This window comes from Corallococcus sp. AB011P (assembly GCF_003611605.1).
Lineage (GTDB): Bacteria > Myxococcota > Myxococcia > Myxococcales > Myxococcaceae > Corallococcus > Corallococcus coralloides.
Genome location: NZ_RAVX01000002.1, coordinates 223166 through 238693, shown reverse-complemented (window position 1 = coordinate 238693; position 15528 = coordinate 223166). Strand labels below are relative to the sequence as shown.

Annotated in this window: 15 protein-coding genes; 8 read left to right on the top strand and 7 right to left on the bottom strand. The window is 70.2% G+C overall.

Features of this window, described 5'->3' with window-relative positions; all coding sequences use genetic code 11:
* Nucleotides 1–30: 30 nt before the first annotated feature.
* From D7X30_RS06245 to D7X30_RS06230, 4 genes are all read right to left on the bottom strand, one after another.
* A complete protein-coding gene (locus tag D7X30_RS06245; RefSeq protein WP_120561935.1) occupies nucleotides 31–1908 on the bottom strand; it encodes a serine/threonine-protein kinase in 1878 nt (625 codons plus the stop codon).
* Nucleotides 1909–2079: 171 nt separating this feature from the next.
* On the bottom strand, nucleotides 2080–2664 hold the full coding sequence (locus D7X30_RS06240) for a GAF domain-containing protein (protein WP_120561934.1): 585 nt from the start codon (nucleotides 2662–2664) through the stop codon (nucleotides 2080–2082).
* Between the two features lie 242 nt (nucleotides 2665–2906).
* Nucleotides 2907–3203, bottom strand: coding sequence for a hypothetical protein (locus D7X30_RS06235; protein ID WP_120561933.1), 297 nt, complete (start codon nucleotides 3201–3203; stop codon nucleotides 2907–2909).
* Between the two features lie 270 nt (nucleotides 3204–3473).
* Nucleotides 3474–3734, bottom strand: a complete 261-nt coding sequence (locus tag D7X30_RS06230) for a hypothetical protein (protein ID WP_120562571.1) — start codon at nucleotides 3732–3734, stop codon at nucleotides 3474–3476.
* 336 nt (nucleotides 3735–4070) lie between these two features.
* Between D7X30_RS06230 and D7X30_RS06225 the strand changes: the two genes are divergently transcribed.
* The 6 genes from D7X30_RS06225 to D7X30_RS06200 all read left to right on the top strand — a co-directional run bounded on the left by D7X30_RS06225 (nucleotide 4071) and on the right by D7X30_RS06200 (nucleotide 11299).
* Complete coding sequence (locus tag D7X30_RS06225; protein WP_120561932.1) at nucleotides 4071–4532, top strand: hypothetical protein; 462 nt, start codon at nucleotides 4071–4073, stop codon at nucleotides 4530–4532.
* Nucleotides 4533–4605: 73 nt separating this feature from the next.
* Nucleotides 4606–6021: an ATP-binding protein gene (locus D7X30_RS06220; RefSeq protein ID WP_120561931.1), complete on the top strand. Its 1416-nt coding sequence runs from the start codon at nucleotides 4606–4608 to the stop codon at nucleotides 6019–6021.
* A complete protein-coding gene (locus D7X30_RS06215) occupies nucleotides 6018–7379 on the top strand; it encodes a sigma-54 dependent transcriptional regulator (protein WP_120561930.1) in 1362 nt (453 codons plus the stop codon). Before D7X30_RS06220 ends, D7X30_RS06215 begins: the two co-directional genes overlap by 4 nt.
* Nucleotides 7380–7521: 142 nt before the next feature.
* A complete protein-coding gene (locus D7X30_RS06210; RefSeq protein WP_120561929.1) occupies nucleotides 7522–9408 on the top strand; it encodes a L,D-transpeptidase family protein in 1887 nt (628 codons plus the stop codon).
* An 83-nt stretch (nucleotides 9409–9491) separates the two neighbouring features.
* Nucleotides 9492–10628, top strand: a complete 1137-nt coding sequence (locus D7X30_RS06205; RefSeq protein WP_120561928.1) for an AAA family ATPase — start codon at nucleotides 9492–9494, stop codon at nucleotides 10626–10628.
* The gene (locus D7X30_RS06200) at nucleotides 10625–11299 is read left to right on the top strand and encodes a DUF4276 family protein (RefSeq protein WP_158619212.1); all 675 of its coding nucleotides are present in this window, start codon (nucleotides 10625–10627) and stop codon (nucleotides 11297–11299) included. The genes D7X30_RS06205 and D7X30_RS06200 overlap by 4 nt, the downstream gene beginning before the upstream one ends.
* Here the strand turns inward: D7X30_RS06200 and D7X30_RS06195 are convergent.
* The 3 genes from D7X30_RS06195 to D7X30_RS06185 are packed head-to-tail and all read right to left on the bottom strand — an operon-like array spanning nucleotide 11296 to nucleotide 13178.
* Nucleotides 11296–11712: a secondary thiamine-phosphate synthase enzyme YjbQ gene (locus D7X30_RS06195; RefSeq protein WP_120561926.1), complete on the bottom strand. Its 417-nt coding sequence runs from the start codon at nucleotides 11710–11712 to the stop codon at nucleotides 11296–11298. The two genes, D7X30_RS06200 and D7X30_RS06195, sit on opposite strands and share 4 nt — an antisense overlap.
* A 21-nt stretch (nucleotides 11713–11733) precedes the next feature.
* A complete protein-coding gene (locus D7X30_RS06190; protein WP_120561925.1) occupies nucleotides 11734–12468 on the bottom strand; it encodes an alpha/beta hydrolase in 735 nt (244 codons plus the stop codon).
* The gene (locus D7X30_RS06185) at nucleotides 12465–13178 is read right to left on the bottom strand and encodes a peptidylprolyl isomerase (RefSeq protein WP_120561924.1); all 714 of its coding nucleotides are present in this window, start codon (nucleotides 13176–13178) and stop codon (nucleotides 12465–12467) included. The genes D7X30_RS06190 and D7X30_RS06185 overlap by 4 nt, the downstream gene beginning before the upstream one ends.
* Before the next feature lie 75 nt (nucleotides 13179–13253).
* Here D7X30_RS06185 and speD point away from each other — a divergent pair, with 75 nt between their 5' ends.
* Together speD and D7X30_RS06175 are read left to right on the top strand one after the other, a co-directional pair.
* Nucleotides 13254–13604: an adenosylmethionine decarboxylase gene (gene speD / locus D7X30_RS06180; protein ID WP_120525197.1), complete on the top strand. Its 351-nt coding sequence runs from the start codon at nucleotides 13254–13256 to the stop codon at nucleotides 13602–13604.
* The gene (locus tag D7X30_RS06175) at nucleotides 13601–15517 is read left to right on the top strand and encodes a DUF4178 domain-containing protein (RefSeq protein WP_120561923.1); all 1917 of its coding nucleotides are present in this window, start codon (nucleotides 13601–13603) and stop codon (nucleotides 15515–15517) included. The genes speD and D7X30_RS06175 overlap by 4 nt, the downstream gene beginning before the upstream one ends.
* Nucleotides 15518–15528 lie beyond the last annotated feature (11 nt).

Genomic DNA, 15528 nt, shown 5'->3' with positions numbered 1-15528 from the left:
GGATGTCCGGGGCCGACCCCGGCCGCTCCCCTAGCGGCGCTTCGGCGCGGGCTTGGCGGGGGCCGCCTTGACCGGCGGGCGCTTGACCGGGGGCGGCGGCGGGGCGGGCTTCTTGGCCACCACCGCCTTCGCCGGCACCGTGTTGGCGGCCACCGTGCGGGGCGGCTGCTGCGGGACGACGACCACCGGCGTGGAGGGGGCCTCCGTCACGGGCGCGGGCTTGTCCACCGTGTAGGTGAGCCCCTCGACGGTGCACGTGCCCTCGATGCAACCGATGGTCGGCGCGGGGAGCTCGCCGAAGTGGGCCTGCCAGTCCGGGCCCAGGTTCAGCGGCTCCGCGATGGGGCGCTGGTCCTTCCCCTGGCCGGCGAAGGCCTGCATCACGCCGTCCTCGGTGACGAACAGCTCCAGCCGCACCTCGTTCTCCGTGGGTGCGAGGCCCAGCATGGCGCCGCTGCGCTCACCCAGGGACCACTCCAGGGTCAGCGGCGCGCCCGCGCCGTGGTGCACGAGCGTGACGTAGCGGCCGTCCCGGCCCATCAGCCCCAGCGAGGCCACCGGCTCCGGCGGAGGGCCGTCCCAGAGCTCCTTCAGTCGGCGCTTCCACGTGGCCGGCGGCGCTTCCGCGCGCACGCGCGCGGTCAGCCGGGCCACGCCGCCCACCAACCCCATCACGTCCACGCGCGCGCGGCCCACGCGCGACGCCGCATCGTCGTCCACGGGGGGGAAGACGAGGGTCTTGTTCTCGAAGTTCAGCGTGCGGCCGGCCACCAGCATCTGCGGCAGGTCCGGGCCGTCCCCCATGGTCACGCGGCGCTTGTCCGGGGTGACGTCCTCCACCCGGCCCGGGCCGTTGCGGGGCGAGCCCGACAGCTCCTTGGCCATGATGGCCTTGCCCGGCAGCGGCGGCTGGACGCGCACCTGGCCACTGCGGTTGTACGCCACGCCCAGCACGCCCACCGCGGCCAGCACCGTCACCCCTGCGGCCGTCTGCGCGGTCACGCGCGCGGCGCGGCGCATCGAGGCCTTCGCCCGCTGCCAGCGCGTCAGCCGCAAGGGCGGCATGGACAGCAGGCTTCCGGGGACCAGCGGCTCCAGGTCCGCGATGAGCGCGGTCACGGACGGATAGCGCTCATCCGGATCCGGCTTGAGGCACCGCATCACGATGGCGTCCACGCGTGCGTCCAGCCCCGCGCGCTTGCGCGACGGCGGATCGAAGGTGCCCAGCGGCACCTCGCCGGTGAAGGTCTCGTAGAGGATGACGCCCAGGGAGAAGATGTCCGCGCGCGCGTCCGCGCTCTTCGCGTCCACGCGCTGCTCGGGCGCCATGTACGAGATGGTGCCCATGGACACGTGCGTGGACGTGAGCGCGAAGCGCGACGCCGCGGACGCGTCATCCAGGAAGGACGCCAACCCGAAGTCGGACACCTTCGCGATGCCGCCGGCCTGCTGATCCAGCAGGATGTTCTCCGGCTTCAGGTCGCGGTGGATGACGCCCCGGCCGTGCGCGTACTCGATGGCCCGGCAGATTTCGAGCATCCGGCGCAGGAGTGCCGGCGTGTCCATGGACGGGTTGCGCATGAGCTCGCGCAGGGACGGCCCGTCCACGAACTCCATCACCAGGTAATAGGTGTTGTCCGTCTTCCCCTTGTCGACGATGGCGACGACGTGGGGGTGGCTCAGCGTCGCCAGCGCCGCGGCTTCTTTCTGGAAGCGCGCGATGAACGACGGGTCCTTGGCCAGATCCGGGTTCAGCAGCTTCACCGCGACCGTGCGGCCGAGCGACAGCTGGGTGGCCTTGTGGACCTCTCCCATGCCGCCGGCACCGACGAGCTTCTCCAGGCGGTAGCCGCTGACGAGGTCAGGAGGCCGGGAACGACTGATGGCAGTGGGCTCGAACGAGGACATGGGCGGGGAACAGGGCGGCGAGGGTAGCAGAAACGGGGCGCCGCGTTACCGCTCCCCAGCTGCCCTTCCGGCCCCCTCCCGCTCGCCGGGTGGGCGGGCGGCCATGACCCGGGTGAAGCCACCTTCCGTGGGAGCCCCAAATGGGCTCCCCAGCTCGGCTCGGGTGTCGGCTCAGGTATCCCCGGCGACGGGGCGCAGCACGCTGGTGAGGTTGGTGCGCACCTGGGACAGCGAGGAGCGCATGTTCGCGTGCCGCACCGACGCGCCAACGGCCCGCGCCAGCGACTTGAGCAGCGAAATCTCCTCCGGGCGCCACAGGCGGGCCTGGCGGCAGTCCTCGAACGCCACGAACCCCCACCACTGCTTGGCCGGGACGATGGGGCACAGCAGCACGGACTGCACGCCCTGGCGCTCCAGCAGCTCGCGCATCATCGGCGGCGCCTCCTTGGTGGTGCAGGAGACCACCATCTGCGCCTCCAGCATGTCCGCCCACGCCATGGCGTAGTCGCGCATCGGCAGCGCGCGCAGCACCGGGTGCGCCAGCGGGGACACCACCCCCGGCTCCGCCCAGGCGTAGCGCAGGTCCGTCATGAACCGGCCCGCCAGGTTCGTGGTCCGGTTCTCGAAGAGGCACGCGCGGTCCACCTTCAGCGGCCGGGCCACCATGCCCAGTGCATCCGAACCCGTGGCCGGGCACAGGCCCTTATCCAGGAGCAACCGCGACGCTTCGGACACCTTCGTGAACGCTTCCACCATGACCGTCTCGCTTGAAGGGGGGGAGGGGGTCACCCCTTCCTGTCGTGGATGAGCTGTCATCCACACATGTCCCGTTATGCAGGATTCCTCTGTTCCTGTCAAATGGTGGTTTTACTGGAAACCCAAGAAGAGGAGAGTCGGAGCGTTGCGGGGCCCGGAAACGCGAACAGGGGCGCCCTCGTGAAGAGAGCGCCCCTGCTCGGGCACGGCGTGTGGTGCGTCCCTTGGAGGAGGGCGGCGGACTACTGCGCGGACTTCTTGGAGGCGGGGGCCTTCACGGGCTTCTTGGTGCCGTCGGTGCCCTGCATCATCGTCTCCGTGCGGCCGGAGGGCGCGGTCTCGGTGGCCGCCTCGGTCTTGCCCTCGGTCTTCGCGGGGGCGTGCGGGTCGGCCTGGATGCCGTCGCCGGTGGGGGTCTCGAGGGTGCCGGTCGCGGGGGGATTGACCGGGCCCCGCGTATCCGTGGGCGCCTTGGTGGGCGGCGGGGAGGCGATGGCGGCGGAGGCGGCGAACAGGGCGGCGACGAGGAAGGTCTTCATGATGATGGGCTCGGATTCGTGACAGACGGCCCGCGCTGGAGTGCGCCGGGCATCGTCATCGCGGCTCTAGAGGGGGACGGAGGTTTGTTTATTCACTCGCCGTCACGTGGAGCCCGCTCACATGCAACAGGTTGAAGGCCGCTGGAGTGGCAACGATTCCGCTCCCACGCACAAACGACAACAGGGGCGCCCTCGTGAGGAGAGCGCCCCTGCCGGGACCGCGTCCTGTCCGTCCCTTGGAGGCGGACAGGGCACGAGTGAAGAGAGGGATCAGCCCTCGGTCTTCGTCTCGGTGGTGGTCTTCTTCTCGGTCTTGGTCTTCGTGCCCTTCTTGCCGGCCTTGCCCTCGGTCTTGGTCTCGGTCTTGGTCTCGGCCTTCATCTCACCCTGCGCCGCGGGGGCGGGGGCGGCGGCCTCGGTCTTCGCCTCGACGGCGGGAGCCGGCTGCGCGGCGGGGGCGGCGGCGGGAGCCGGGGTGTTGGCGAACGCGGTGGTGGCGGCGAAGAGGGCGGCGACGATGACGGTCTTCATGGATGGCTCCGGGGACGACACGCCGACGCGGAATTGCATCGGTTGATGCCATGACCCTTGAGCACCCGCCGTGCCAGCACCGGTTTCAAGCAACTTCGCGGGGTTCTCCAGGTAGGAGCGGATCCGCCATGGGGAGAAACTCCTCAGTTGCGATTGCAACAATGGGTGCAAGCTCCCCAGGCAGGCGCACGTTGCTTTGACGGCAACGGCGCTCTTCTGCAAGCTGCACGGCAACCTTCCGTTCCGAGCGCCACGCGCCGGGACATGAAGGGGAGCATGAAGCCCGGACGTCCTCGTCGTGCATATCGCGCGGCCAGGTGTCGGGAGAGATGGCGTATGCGGCACCTGCTGGTGGCATGGAGTGTGGCGTGGCTGGGAGTGGGATGCGCCGCCACCATTCCCCCCGAGCGCTTCCAGGCCCAGGTGTCGGAGACGGAGCGCTGGCAGCGCGAGTACCAGGCCGAGCGCGAGCGCACCGAGGCGTTGGCGGCGAAGCTGGCGGCGTTGGAGTCCGCGCTGGAGGAGCTGGCGCAGGAGCGCGCGGAGGCGGAGCAGGCGCGCGCGGAGGCGGAGCAGGCGCGCGCGACCGCCACGGAAGAGCTGGCGCGGTTGGAGACGGAGCGCCACACGCTGGAGGAGCACAACGCGCAGCTGTTGGCGCGGCAGCGCGAGCTGGCGGCGCTGCACGAAGAGCTGTCGGACGTCTGGTACGAGTCCGCGCTGGAGCGCGCGCGGCGGCGCACCCAGCCGCCGCTGCCGGGCGCCACCTCCACCGAGGCGGCCAGGCCGGTGCCGTGAGTTTCGCGTGGGCGTCCGTACCCGGGCGCCTGCTGGTTCTTCCTCTGTCGACCCAAGGAGCGTGCCCGTGGCGATGAACTCGCGGACCCCCATCCGTGGATACCGCGCGGGTTTCTTCTTCGTGGTGATGCTCCTGTCGGGCGTCATCGGCTTCATGCTCTGGACGGAGGTGCGCACCGGGCATCAGGTGGACGCGCTGGTGCTGGAGGCCCTGGAGCGCGCGAGCCTCATCGGCCGCATCCGCGTGGACGTGATGTCGCTGGAGTCCGCCATCGAGGCGCACGTGCGCTCCAGCGGCGACGCCGAGCGCAAGGAAGCCGACGACGTGATGGAGGACATCCTGGGCAGCATCCGGCAGTCCTCGGAGGCGTACATGCGCCACCTGCCGCCCGGCGAGAAGGAGATATGGCTGCGCTTCAACGGCGCGTGCCAGGGGCTGGCGGATCAGGTGCGCGCGGCGGCGGTGTTCTCACGGCAGCGCGACGCGGAGCGCGCCCGGCGCCACCTGGTGGAGAGCATCCGTCCCCTGGCGGCGGAGGTGGACCAGCTGGCGGGACAGCTGGCCACGGAGAACGCGTCCGACGCGCGCGTGCTGGTGGGGCGGCTGGGCACGCTCCGGGTGCGCAACACGGCACTGGGCGCGGCCACCACGCTCTTGGCCATCCTGCTGTCCATGCTGGTGGGCTGGCACATCATCTCCCTGCTCAAGCGCCAGGACGCCACCATCCAGGGGCAGTTGGAGGAGCTGGGGCGGCACAACCAGGAGCTGGATGCGTTCACCCGGCGCGTGGCGCACGACCTGATGGGGCCGCTGTCCCCGCTCAAGGGCTACCTGACGCTCATCCGGCGCTCCGGCGCGGTGAAGGACCCGGGCGCGCTGGAGATGATTTCGCAGTGCGAATCCAGCGCGGTGCGCATGGGGGAGCTCATTGAAGCGCTGCTGCGCTTCTGCCGCGCGGGCACGCGGGGCGACGGGACGATGGGGGAATTGGACACGGCGGTGAGCACGCTGCTGTTGGAGGTGAGCCAGACGGCGACGGCGCTGGGTGTGTCGCTGGAGCGCGAGCTGGAGCCGGGCGTGCTGGTGGATTGCCCGGCGCAGCTGCTCCAGGTGGTGGCGCGCAACCTCTTGTCCAACGCGGTGAAGTACACGGCGGGGCGGCCGGATCCGCGCGTGAAGGTGCGGGTGGCGACGGAGGGGACGGACGCGGTGGTGGAGGTGACGGACAACGGGCTGGGGATGAGCGCGGCGACGCAGGCGTCGCTGTTCCAGCCGTTCTTCCGGGCCGCGGAGGTGCGGGGCATTCCGGGGCACGGCCTGGGCCTGGCCACCACCCGGCGCGTGGTGGAGGCGCACGGCGGGACGCTCACGGTTCATTCAGAAGAGGGCAAGGGCACGCGGATCCGCGTGCGGTTCGCACGTGTGGCGCGCACTCCGGCGCCGCTTGTGGTGGAGTCCGACGCCCACTCCATCCGCAAGGCCTCATGAGCACAGCCCGAATCCTCGTCGTCGATGATGATCCGCATGCGCGGGACCTGCTCCAGCGCCTGCTGGGCGTGCTGGGCCCGGTGACGCAAGCGCCGGACCCCAAGGGCGCGGCGGAGCGGATGGGTGAGCAGTCCTTCGACCTGGTGCTCACGGACATGGCCATGCCCGACCCGGGCGACGGCCTGAAGGTGCTCCAGACGGTGAAGTCGAACCTGCCGGACACGCCGGTGATTGTCGTGACGGCGTTCGGCAACATCGAGGGCGCGCTGGACAGCATCCAGCTGGGCGCCTTCGACTACCTGTCCAAGCCGTTCGACGTGGACGCCATCATGCGGGTGGCGAAGCGGGCGCTGGAGCAGAAGCGGCTGGTGGAGGAGAACCGCACGCTGCGCAAGCAGGTGGAGCGCACGTCGCTGGTGGGCCGCAGCCAGGCGCTGCTGGAGGTCTACAAGCAGGTGGCCCGCGCGGCGACCAGCAACGTGCCGGTGCTGATTACGGGTGAGACGGGCACGGGCAAGGAGATGGTGGCGCGGGCGCTGCACAAGCGCTCGGCGCGCACGTCCGGGCCGTTCATCCCGGTGGACTGCGGCGCCATCACCGAGTCGCTGATGGAGAGCGAGCTGTTCGGCCACGCGAAGGGCAGCTTCACGGGCGCGTCGGGGGCGCGGCGCGGCCTGTTCGAGGAGGCCAGCGGCGGCACGCTGTTCCTGGACGAGATTGGCGACGTGGGCATGAAGGTCCAGTCGCAGCTCCTGCGCGTGCTCCAGGAGGGGGAGATCCGCCGCGTGGGCGAGAGCGTCCCGGTGAAGGTGGACGTGCGGGTGCTGGCGGCGACGAACAAGGACTTGAAGGCGCGGGTGGCGGAGGGGCTGTTCCGCGAGGACCTGCTGTACCGGCTGGACGTGGTGCACCTGCACCTGCCGCCGCTGCGTGAGCGGCGCGAGGACATTCCTGCCTTGGTGGAGCACTTCGCGTCGCTGCACGCGAGGGGTGGGGTGAGGCCGGTGGTGACGGCGGACGCGATGGCGCGGCTCACGGTGTACGACTGGCCGGGCAACGTGCGGCAGTTGGAGAATGTGATGGCGCGGGCGCTCGCGCTGAACGTGACGGGCGTGCTGGGGCCGCCGGACTTCCCGGAGCCCATTGGTGACGCGCCCAAGCGGCTGACGGGGCTCGCGGGGGATTTGCCGAGCCTCGCGGAGCTGTCGAGGCGCTACGCGGCGCACGTGCTCCAGCACGTGGGCGGCAACAAGAGCGAAGCCGCGCGCCTGTTGGGCGTGGACCGCAAGACGCTCTACAAGCTCCTGGAGGCGCCGGAGTCGCCCGAAGGGATGCCGCCCGCGGAGGGGCGGAGCTGATCCGCGGAGGCGCCTTTCCGCCGTTCGTGGCAATCGCCGTTCAGGGCGCAAGCCCTGCCCACCCACGCGCTTCCGCGCGCAGGAGATCGCACCTGAGCCGACGTTGAGGATGTCAGCGGGGACCCGTACCGTTGCGGCCTGTATGCGCCGCCGCTGGTTCCCCCTCGGACTCCCCCTGTTGTTCTTCGCGTGCGCTCCGGTGGAGCCCCCTGTGCCCGCCGCGCCGGTGGACGCGGGCACCGTGACGGCACAGGCCCCCGCGCCCGAGGCGGAGGCCGCGCCGACGGAGTCCGCACAGGCGCTCCGCTCCGCATGGCAGGCCACCGCGCCCGAGCCCTCCGATGACGGTGGCGTCACGCATGCAACCGCGCCGGCCCTGTTGGGCGTCATGGAGGAGCCGGAGGACGCGGGCAGTGCGCTCTCGCTATCGCTGGAGCCCTCGCTGTCTCAATCCGTCTCCGGCGGCGCGAACAGCGAAGCCCTGCCCGGCGAAGAGGAGCCGCAGGTCATCACCGAGTCCGAGGTCCCCGTGCTGGAGCTGGGGCCGGATGGTGAGCCGTTGATCGACGCGGATGACGACGCCACCGCGACCGATACGGATGCCCTCGCGCAGAATCTCGATGGTGGGAGCGCTCCGGGTTCGCCTGACGTCGCCATGGGCTCTGACCCGAACGTGCCTGTCGCGAACGCAGGGACCGACACCAACGGTCCGCCCCCGGCAACGCCCATCACGGGCGTCGATGGTGACGAGGACTCGGTCGCTGAAGCCCCCCCCGAGGAAGTGGACGCGGGCATGGAGCCCTACGCCATCCCGTACGCGCCGGACGCGGGTTCGCTGCGTGTGCGCCGCTCCATCGCGGTGCGCTCCGAGCCCCGGCAGGACTCGCCATCGCTGGGCACCGTGGCCCAGGACATGCGCGTGAAGTGGCAGGGCGCGATGCGCGGGCCAGACTGCGACACCTGGGTGCAACTGCAACCGCGTGGCTGGGTCTGCGAGCGCTACCTGGAACAGAACTTCCGCGAGCCCCGTGTCCGCCCGCTGCCCCGCGTGGAGGAGGGCGCGCTCACCCCCGGCGTCTACGCGCGCGTGGTGGGCCACCGTGTGCGGGCCTACCCGAGCCTTGCGCTCGCCCGCCGGAAGAAGCAGGGCGTGCTGCTCAAGGGCTCCGTCACCGTGAAGCTCCTGGGCCAGGTGAAGGTCGGCCGTCGCACCTTCTGGCGCACCTCCGACGGTCAGTACTTCGAAGCGCGCGTGCTGCGCGAACACCGCCCCTCCGACTTCAGCGGCCTGGACGCGGAGGCGCTCGCGTCCCTGCCCATGCCCTTCGGCTGGGCCCAGTCCCGCTCCGCCCCCCGCACCGACGTGGTGGTGCGCAAGGCCCCGGACGCGCGAGCGGAACGAGAGACGACCCTCCCGCCGCGCACGCTCGTCTCCGTGCGCGAGCTGTCCCCCGACGGCCAGTGGGTCCGCATCGCCGAGGACCACTGGGTGGCGCGCGACGACCTGCACGTCGCGTGGTCGCTGGCGTCCCCGTCCATCGTGGAGCCCGGGGCGCGCTGGCTGGACGTGGACCTGGAGGCCCAGACGCTCATCGCCTACGAGGGCGACCGGCCTGTCTACGCCACGCTCATCTCCTCCGGCAAACCGGGCACTGACACGCCGGAAGGCCTCTTCCGCATCTGGGTGAAGTTCGCGGAAGCGGACATGACGGGCACCATGGGCAAGGCCAGCTACCGCGTGGCCACCGTGCCGTGGACCATGTTCTTCGAGGGCGACTTCGCCCTGCACACCGCCTACTGGCACGACCGCTTCGGCGAACCCGTGAGCCACGGTTGCATCAACCTGGCCCCCAAGGACGCGCGAGCCCTCTACGGCTGGACCACGCCGGAGGTGCCCACCGGCTGGTCCATGGTCCACGCGATGCCGGACGACCCCGGCACCTGGGTGCGCATCCGAGGCCAGGCCCACGAGGCGCCGAAGAAGCGCCGCAAGGGCGCCCCCGTCGTCGCCACCGTCCGCGACCTCTAAGCGTGGCGGATACAGGGCGTTCCTTGTAGTCGCGGAGGGGGAGCGGCTACCTTGCCGCGCGTCATGCCGGAGGAGGGCGACGCATGTCCGCCGAGAACAGAGCCATCACGCGCATTCATGTCGAAGGTTTCAGGTCGCTTCAGAATGTCGATCTGGAACCCGGTCGCGTGACGGTGCTTATTGGCGCCAACGGCGCGGGCAAGTCGAACCTGCTCTCCCTTCTGCGGATGGTCGCGCTGATGCGGACGCAGTCGCTCCGACGGTATGTCGGTGAGGCTGGCGGCGCCTCCGCGCTCCTTCACTACGGTCCCAAGCTGACGAAAGCGCTGAACATCCGGCTGGAGTTCGAGCAGAAGACGGCGGCGAATGCCTATGGCGCGCGCCTGGGATACGCGGCTGGCGACACCCTTCTGTTCCTGGACGAGACCGTCGAGCATCGGCCTGCCGGAAGCGGTGTGTTCAAGGTCACCTCGCTGGGGGCGGGGCACAAGGAGTCCATCCTGGAAGAAGCCGCGGGCAACCAGGGAGACCCGACGGCGAAGGCCGTGAGGTGGTGGCTGTCGAAGACGAACTTCTTCCATTTCCACGACACCTCCTTCGCTGCTCCGCTGCGCCAGAATTCCCGCCAGGAAGATGTGCGCTTCCTGCACTCCGACGGAAGCAACCTGGCCGCATACCTGCGGTCGCTCGCGATCAGTGAAGAGCCCGCGAGACAGGCCGCATGGCGCCGCATCAGCCAACTCGTCAGGCGCGTGGCTCCCTTCATCAAGAGTCTGCAGCCGACCCTGGTCGACCCGGCGAATCCGGAGACCTCAAGCGTGCGGCTGGACTGGGTGGACGAGCGCGACCAGCTCTTCGGCCCGCACCACCTCTCGGACGGAACCCTGCGCTGCATCGCGCTGTTCACCGCGCTCGGTCAGCCGGTGGACTCGCTCCCCGCATTCCTCAGCATCGATGAGCCGGAACTCGGGCTTCACCCGGCCGCGCTCGGCATCCTGGCCAGCCTTGTCCGCTCCACCAGCACCCACGCGCAGATTCTGCTCGCGACGCAGTCACCCGCGCTGCTCGACCTGTTCGAGCCTCAGGAGGTGGTCGTCACGGAGCGAGCCCAGGGGGCCACGACGTTCCGGCGGCTCGACCCCGAACGGCTCAAGGGCTGGCTCGAGGACTACAGCCTGTCCGAGCTCTACGACAAGAATGTCCTCGGGGGCCGCCCTTGAAGCGGCTCATCATCGTCGTGGAGGGGCCGACCGAGGGGGAGTTCGTGAAGCACGTCCTTGGCCCGCACCTGGATGCGCGCTCCGTCTTCACTTCCACCCTCATCGTGACGACCCGCCGCGACGAACTCACGGGCGCCAAGCTCAACAAGGGCGGAGGACCCTGGAGGAACTGGGACCGGGACCTGAGACGTGTCATGGGCGAGAATCCTGGCCCCGACGTGGCATTCACCACGCTGATAGACCTCTACGGGTTGCCCAAGGACTTCCCTCAGCTCGAAGCGCTCTCCGGGATTGGTGACACCCGTCATCGCGCGTCCGAAGTGGAGGCGGTGCTGTCCAAGCAGTTCGGGGACCGTCGATTCATCCCGTATGTCCAGCGGCATGAGTTCGAAGCGTTGGTGCTCGCCAGCCTTCGCGCGTTGGCAGGGGTGCTGGATGCCGAGGAGGACTTGCAGGGGCTCGAGCAGCTTCACTCCGACATCGCGGGGCATCCCCCAGAAGACGTGAACGATGGCCCTGAGACCGCGCCTTCCAAGCGGCTCCTCGCCAGGATTCCGAGCTACCGGAAGCGACTGCATGGGCCGCTCGCGGTCGAATCGACCGGACTCGCGAGCCTCCGGGCTGCGTGTCCTCGCTTTGATGCCTGGGTGACGAGGCTCGAAGGGCTCTAGCCGCCCAGCACGGACACCGTGACGCGGCGGCGGTGCGGCGACGTGCGGTGCTCCCAGACGTAGACGCCCTGCCACGTGCCCAGGTCCGCCTCGCCGTCCTTCACCGGGATGCTCAGGGACACCTGAGTCAGCACCGTGCGCACGTGCGCGGGCATGTCGTCCGGCCCCTCCGCGTCGTGCTGGAACAGCGGGTCGCCGTCCTTCACCAGCCGGGAGAAGAATGCCTCCAGGTCGCGCTGGACGACGGGGTCCGCGTTCTCGCTGATGATCAGCGACGCGCTGGTATGGTGCAGGAAGAGCGTGCACAGGCCCTCGCGGATGCCCGTGCCCTTCACCGCCTTCCGCACCTCACCGGTGATGTCCACCAGGCCTCGGCCCCGCGTGGACACCGTCAGCTCCTTCGCCTGATACACCCCAAGCCTCCGTCCCGTGGCTCAGCGCCCGTCCAATCGTTTCACGAGGAACGCCGCCAGCTGCTCCAGCTCCTCCGTGATGATGGTGTGCCCACCGTCGAAAGGCAGGAACTCCACCGGCAGCCCCGCGCCCGTCAGCAGGTCGCGCAGGCGCTCGCCTTCCTGGAAGGGCAACACCGGATCCTGCCGGCCGTGTCCCTGGAACACCGGCAGGGACGGACGGCCGCGGACCTTGGGCTCCCACTCCTTGCCGGCGACCAAGGCCCCGGACAGAAGACACAGGCCGGCGGGGCACTCCTCCAGCCGCAGCGCCACGTCCGTGGACATCATCGCGCCCTGGCTGAAGCCTCCCAGCACCACGCGGTTCAGGGGCACCTGGAGCGCCGCCACCACGCTCATCAGCGCCCGGCGCGCGGCGGGCATCCCCGGCGGCACGGCCTGGGAGTACTGCGGCCAGTCCCGTCCCTGGCCCATCAGGATGGCCATGGGGATTTCGAACCACGCTCGGCCTCCGGGCATGCCCAGCGCGTCCAGCGACAGCAGGGCCTCCGGAAAGACGAACCGCACGCCCTGCGCCAGGCGGGGCGCGGCCATCATCAGCTCGGGCGCCAGCGCCACCAGGTCCGTGCCCGGCGCGCCGAAGCCGTGGCTCAACAGCACCACCAGCTCCGGCGTCGCGCCCTCGGGGAGCGCGTCCACCACGTGGCAGTCCAGCTCTCCCAGCTTCGTGCGCACGTGGCGCGGACGGAGGCTCACGGCTGCGCGTCGCTGATGGTGACGTGCTGGATGACCATGTCCGTGTCCGGCCGGTCCTGCCGGTTGCGCGGCGTGTTGGCGATCTTCTCCACCACGTCATAGCCCTTCACCACCTCACCGAAGATGGTGTGCCGGCCCTTGAGGAACTGCGGCGTGGACGTGGTGATGAAGAACTGGCTGCCGTTGGTGCCCGGGCCCGCGTTGGCCATGGCCAGCTGGCCCTTCTTGTCGAAGTCCCGGTTGCTCTTGAACTCGTCCTCGAAGCGGTAGCCCGGGTCGCCCCGGCCGGTGCCCGTGGGGTCGCCGCCCTGAATCATGAAGTCGGGGATGACGCGGTGGAAGATGACGCCGTCGTAGAGCGGCTTGCCCTCCACGCGCTCACCCGTCTTGGGGTTGATCCACGCCTGCTCGCCGGACGCCAGACCCACGAAGTTCGCCACCGTCTTGGGCGCGTCCTTGGAGAAGAGCTTGAGCACGATGGTGCCCTGGTTCGTCTCCATGGTGGCCCAGAGGTCCTGGCCCTCCAGCGCCTTCTTCTGGAAGCCCTTCGCGGAGGCCACGTCCGTCTGCAGGCTCACCGTGCGGGTAGCCGCCGCGGAGTTGGAGGGGGATGCGGCGGGGGCCTTCGCGGCGGGCGGCTGCTCCTTGTCCTTGGAGCACGCGGTCAGGGCGAGGCAGAGGAGTCCAGCGGTCAGGAATCGGGTGCGCATGGGGCGCGCATCCTAGCGGCTTTCGACCGGGCTCCAGCGTGTTAAAGAGGGTCTCTACTCCCGGAGGTTTCCCCTGTGACAACCGGACAGGAATGGCTGGTTGACGCGAGCGGCTGCGCGCCGGAGCGGCTCAAGGACGCGGCCGCGCTGGCGGCACTCTTCGAGGAGCTGGTCGTCCTGATGGACCTGAAGGTCGTGGGCCAGCCGCAGTGGCACGTCTTCCCGGAGCCCGGCGGCGTCACCGGTCTGGCGCTCCTGGCCGAAAGCCACCTGGCCATCCACACCTTCCCGGAGCATGGCTTCGCCGCGCTCAACGTCTACTGCTGCCGCACCCGCGCGCGTCCGGACTTCGACGCGCTGGCGGCGAAGCATCTGGGCGCCACGTCGTGCCGCGTGCGCGAGCTGTCGAGAGGGGTGGAGGCGTGACGCAGGGGGCGTGTCCGTCGTGTGGCGCGAGCGTGGAGTTCTCCGCCGGGTCGGCGCAGGTCGTGGTGTGCGGCCACTGCCAGACGATGGTGGCCCGCGTGGGCGCGGAGCTGGAGGACCACGGCAAGGTGGCCCGCATCGTGGAGACGGCCTCCCCGCTGCGCCTGGGGCTGGAGGGCCGCGTCAACGGCACCTCGTATCAAATCGTCGGGCACCTCCAGAAGGACCACGGCGCCGGCCCCTGGGACGAGTGGTACGTGGAGATGTCCGACGGCCGCACCGGCTGGCTCAGCGAGTCCGAGGGCGCCTTCCACCTGCTCTCCGACGCGGGCGTGGAGGAGGGCATCGAGCTGGAGCAGCTCCACCCCGGGGACCGCCTGCGCCTGCGCAACCGCCCGCTGGTGGTGGAGGAGCGCGGCCACGGACGCGTCGTCGCCGCGGAAGGCCAGCTCCCCAGCGACGTGGATCCGGAAGCGGACAGCTACTACGTGGACGCCACCGGCCCGCGCGGCCTGTTCGTCACGCTGGACTTCGGCACGCGCGACCGCGACCCGGAGGTCTTCCTGGGGCAGCGGCTGGAGCTCACGCAGCTGGGCATCCCCGCGGGCGAGCTGCGCCCTCGCGTGCGCAAGGTCCAGCTCCAGCAGGCGCGCTGCACCAACTGCAACGGCCCACTGGAGCTGCGCGCGCCGGACCAGACGCTGCGCGTGGCGTGCCCGTACTGCGGCGCGCTGATGAGCGTGGCGCAGGGCAAGCTGGCCTTCCTCAAGCTGCTCCAGAAGCCGGAGCTGCCGGCCGCCATCCAACTGGGGCAGAAGGGCACGCTCGACGGCACGGAGTGGATCTGCATCGGCTACCAGGAGCGCTCGTGCGTGGTGGAGGGCACGCGCTACCCGTGGATGGAGTACCTGCTCTACCACCCGGCGCGCGGCTTCACCTGGCTGATGGAGTCCAATGGCCACTGGGTGTTCCTCACGCCCCTCGCGGCCGGTGACGCGAACGTCGTGCCGCAGGTGTCCGCGCACCACGGGGGCCGCCGCTACAAGGCCTTCCAGTCCGTCACCGCCGTCACCGACGCGGTGGTGGGCGAGTTCTACTGGAAGGTCTTCCAGGGCGAGAAGGCGCGCGCCACGGAGTACGTCGCGCCGCCGTACTCGGTGAACGAGGACGCCACCGACAACGAAGTCTCGTACACGCATGGCGAGTACCTCTCCCCGGAGACGGTGCGCGACGCGTTCAAGCTGAAGGAGCCGCTGCCCACGCCCCGGGGCATCGCGCCCAGCCAGCCCAACCTGCGCCGCGAGTCGATGATGCGGACGCTGCGCTGGTCCGCGGTGTGGCTCCTGGGGCTGTTCGTCCTGGCGGGCGTGCTCCACGCGCGCGCGCTCAACGCGCGGGTGCTGGACCTGCATGTGACGCTGCCCCGGACCGCGACCCCCGGCTCCCACGACGCCATGCACTTCAGCGAGCCCTTCGAGCTTCAGCGGACGGGCAACATGCGGGCGCAGATCCACATGTCGCAGTCGCTCAACAACGCCTGGGTGGGTGTGCAGGGCGACCTGGTGAACCAGGACACGCAGGACGTGGTGAGCTTCTACGAAGAGGTGAGCTACTACCACGGGCGCGACAGCGACGGCTCCTGGAGCGAGGGCGGCCAGAGCGGCAGCGTGTTCCTGTCGTCGCTGCCCAAGGGGACGTACGTGCTGCGGACGACCACGTCGTTCGACCCGGCCCTGAAGCTCACGGGGCCCCAGTTGGGGCCCGTCGTCAGCTACCAGGTGGTGCTCACGCACGACACGCCCAACGAGAGCTGGTTCATCATCGCGCTGGTGCTGCTGCTGGTGATTCCGGCGCTGTCGTTCTTCGGCGCCAACAGCTTCGAGACCGAGCGGTGGAAGGAAAGCAACCTGTAGCGGGCAGGGAG

Excerpts from the sequence above, each read along its gene's own strand:
- D7X30_RS06245 (WP_120561935.1), bottom strand. The coding sequence starts at position 1,908 with ATGTCCTCGTTCGAGCCCACTGCCATCAGTCGTTCCCGGCCTCCTGAC.
- D7X30_RS06240 (WP_120561934.1), bottom strand. The coding sequence starts at position 2,664 with ATGGTGGAAGCGTTCACGAAGGTGTCCGAAGCGTCGCGGTTGCTCCTG.
- D7X30_RS06215 (WP_120561930.1), top strand. The coding sequence starts at position 6,018 with ATGAGCACAGCCCGAATCCTCGTCGTCGATGATGATCCGCATGCGCGG.
- D7X30_RS06235 (WP_120561933.1), bottom strand. The coding sequence starts at position 3,203 with ATGAAGACCTTCCTCGTCGCCGCCCTGTTCGCCGCCTCCGCCGCCATC.
- D7X30_RS06205 (WP_120561928.1), top strand. The coding sequence starts at position 9,492 with ATGTCCGCCGAGAACAGAGCCATCACGCGCATTCATGTCGAAGGTTTC.
- D7X30_RS06185 (WP_120561924.1), bottom strand. The coding sequence starts at position 13,178 with ATGCGCACCCGATTCCTGACCGCTGGACTCCTCTGCCTCGCCCTGACC.
- D7X30_RS06230 (WP_120562571.1), bottom strand. The coding sequence starts at position 3,734 with ATGAAGACCGTCATCGTCGCCGCCCTCTTCGCCGCCACCACCGCGTTC.
- D7X30_RS06220 (WP_120561931.1), top strand. The coding sequence starts at position 4,606 with ATGAACTCGCGGACCCCCATCCGTGGATACCGCGCGGGTTTCTTCTTC.
- D7X30_RS06210 (WP_120561929.1), top strand. The coding sequence starts at position 7,522 with ATGCGCCGCCGCTGGTTCCCCCTCGGACTCCCCCTGTTGTTCTTCGCG.
- D7X30_RS06225 (WP_120561932.1), top strand. The coding sequence starts at position 4,071 with ATGCGGCACCTGCTGGTGGCATGGAGTGTGGCGTGGCTGGGAGTGGGA.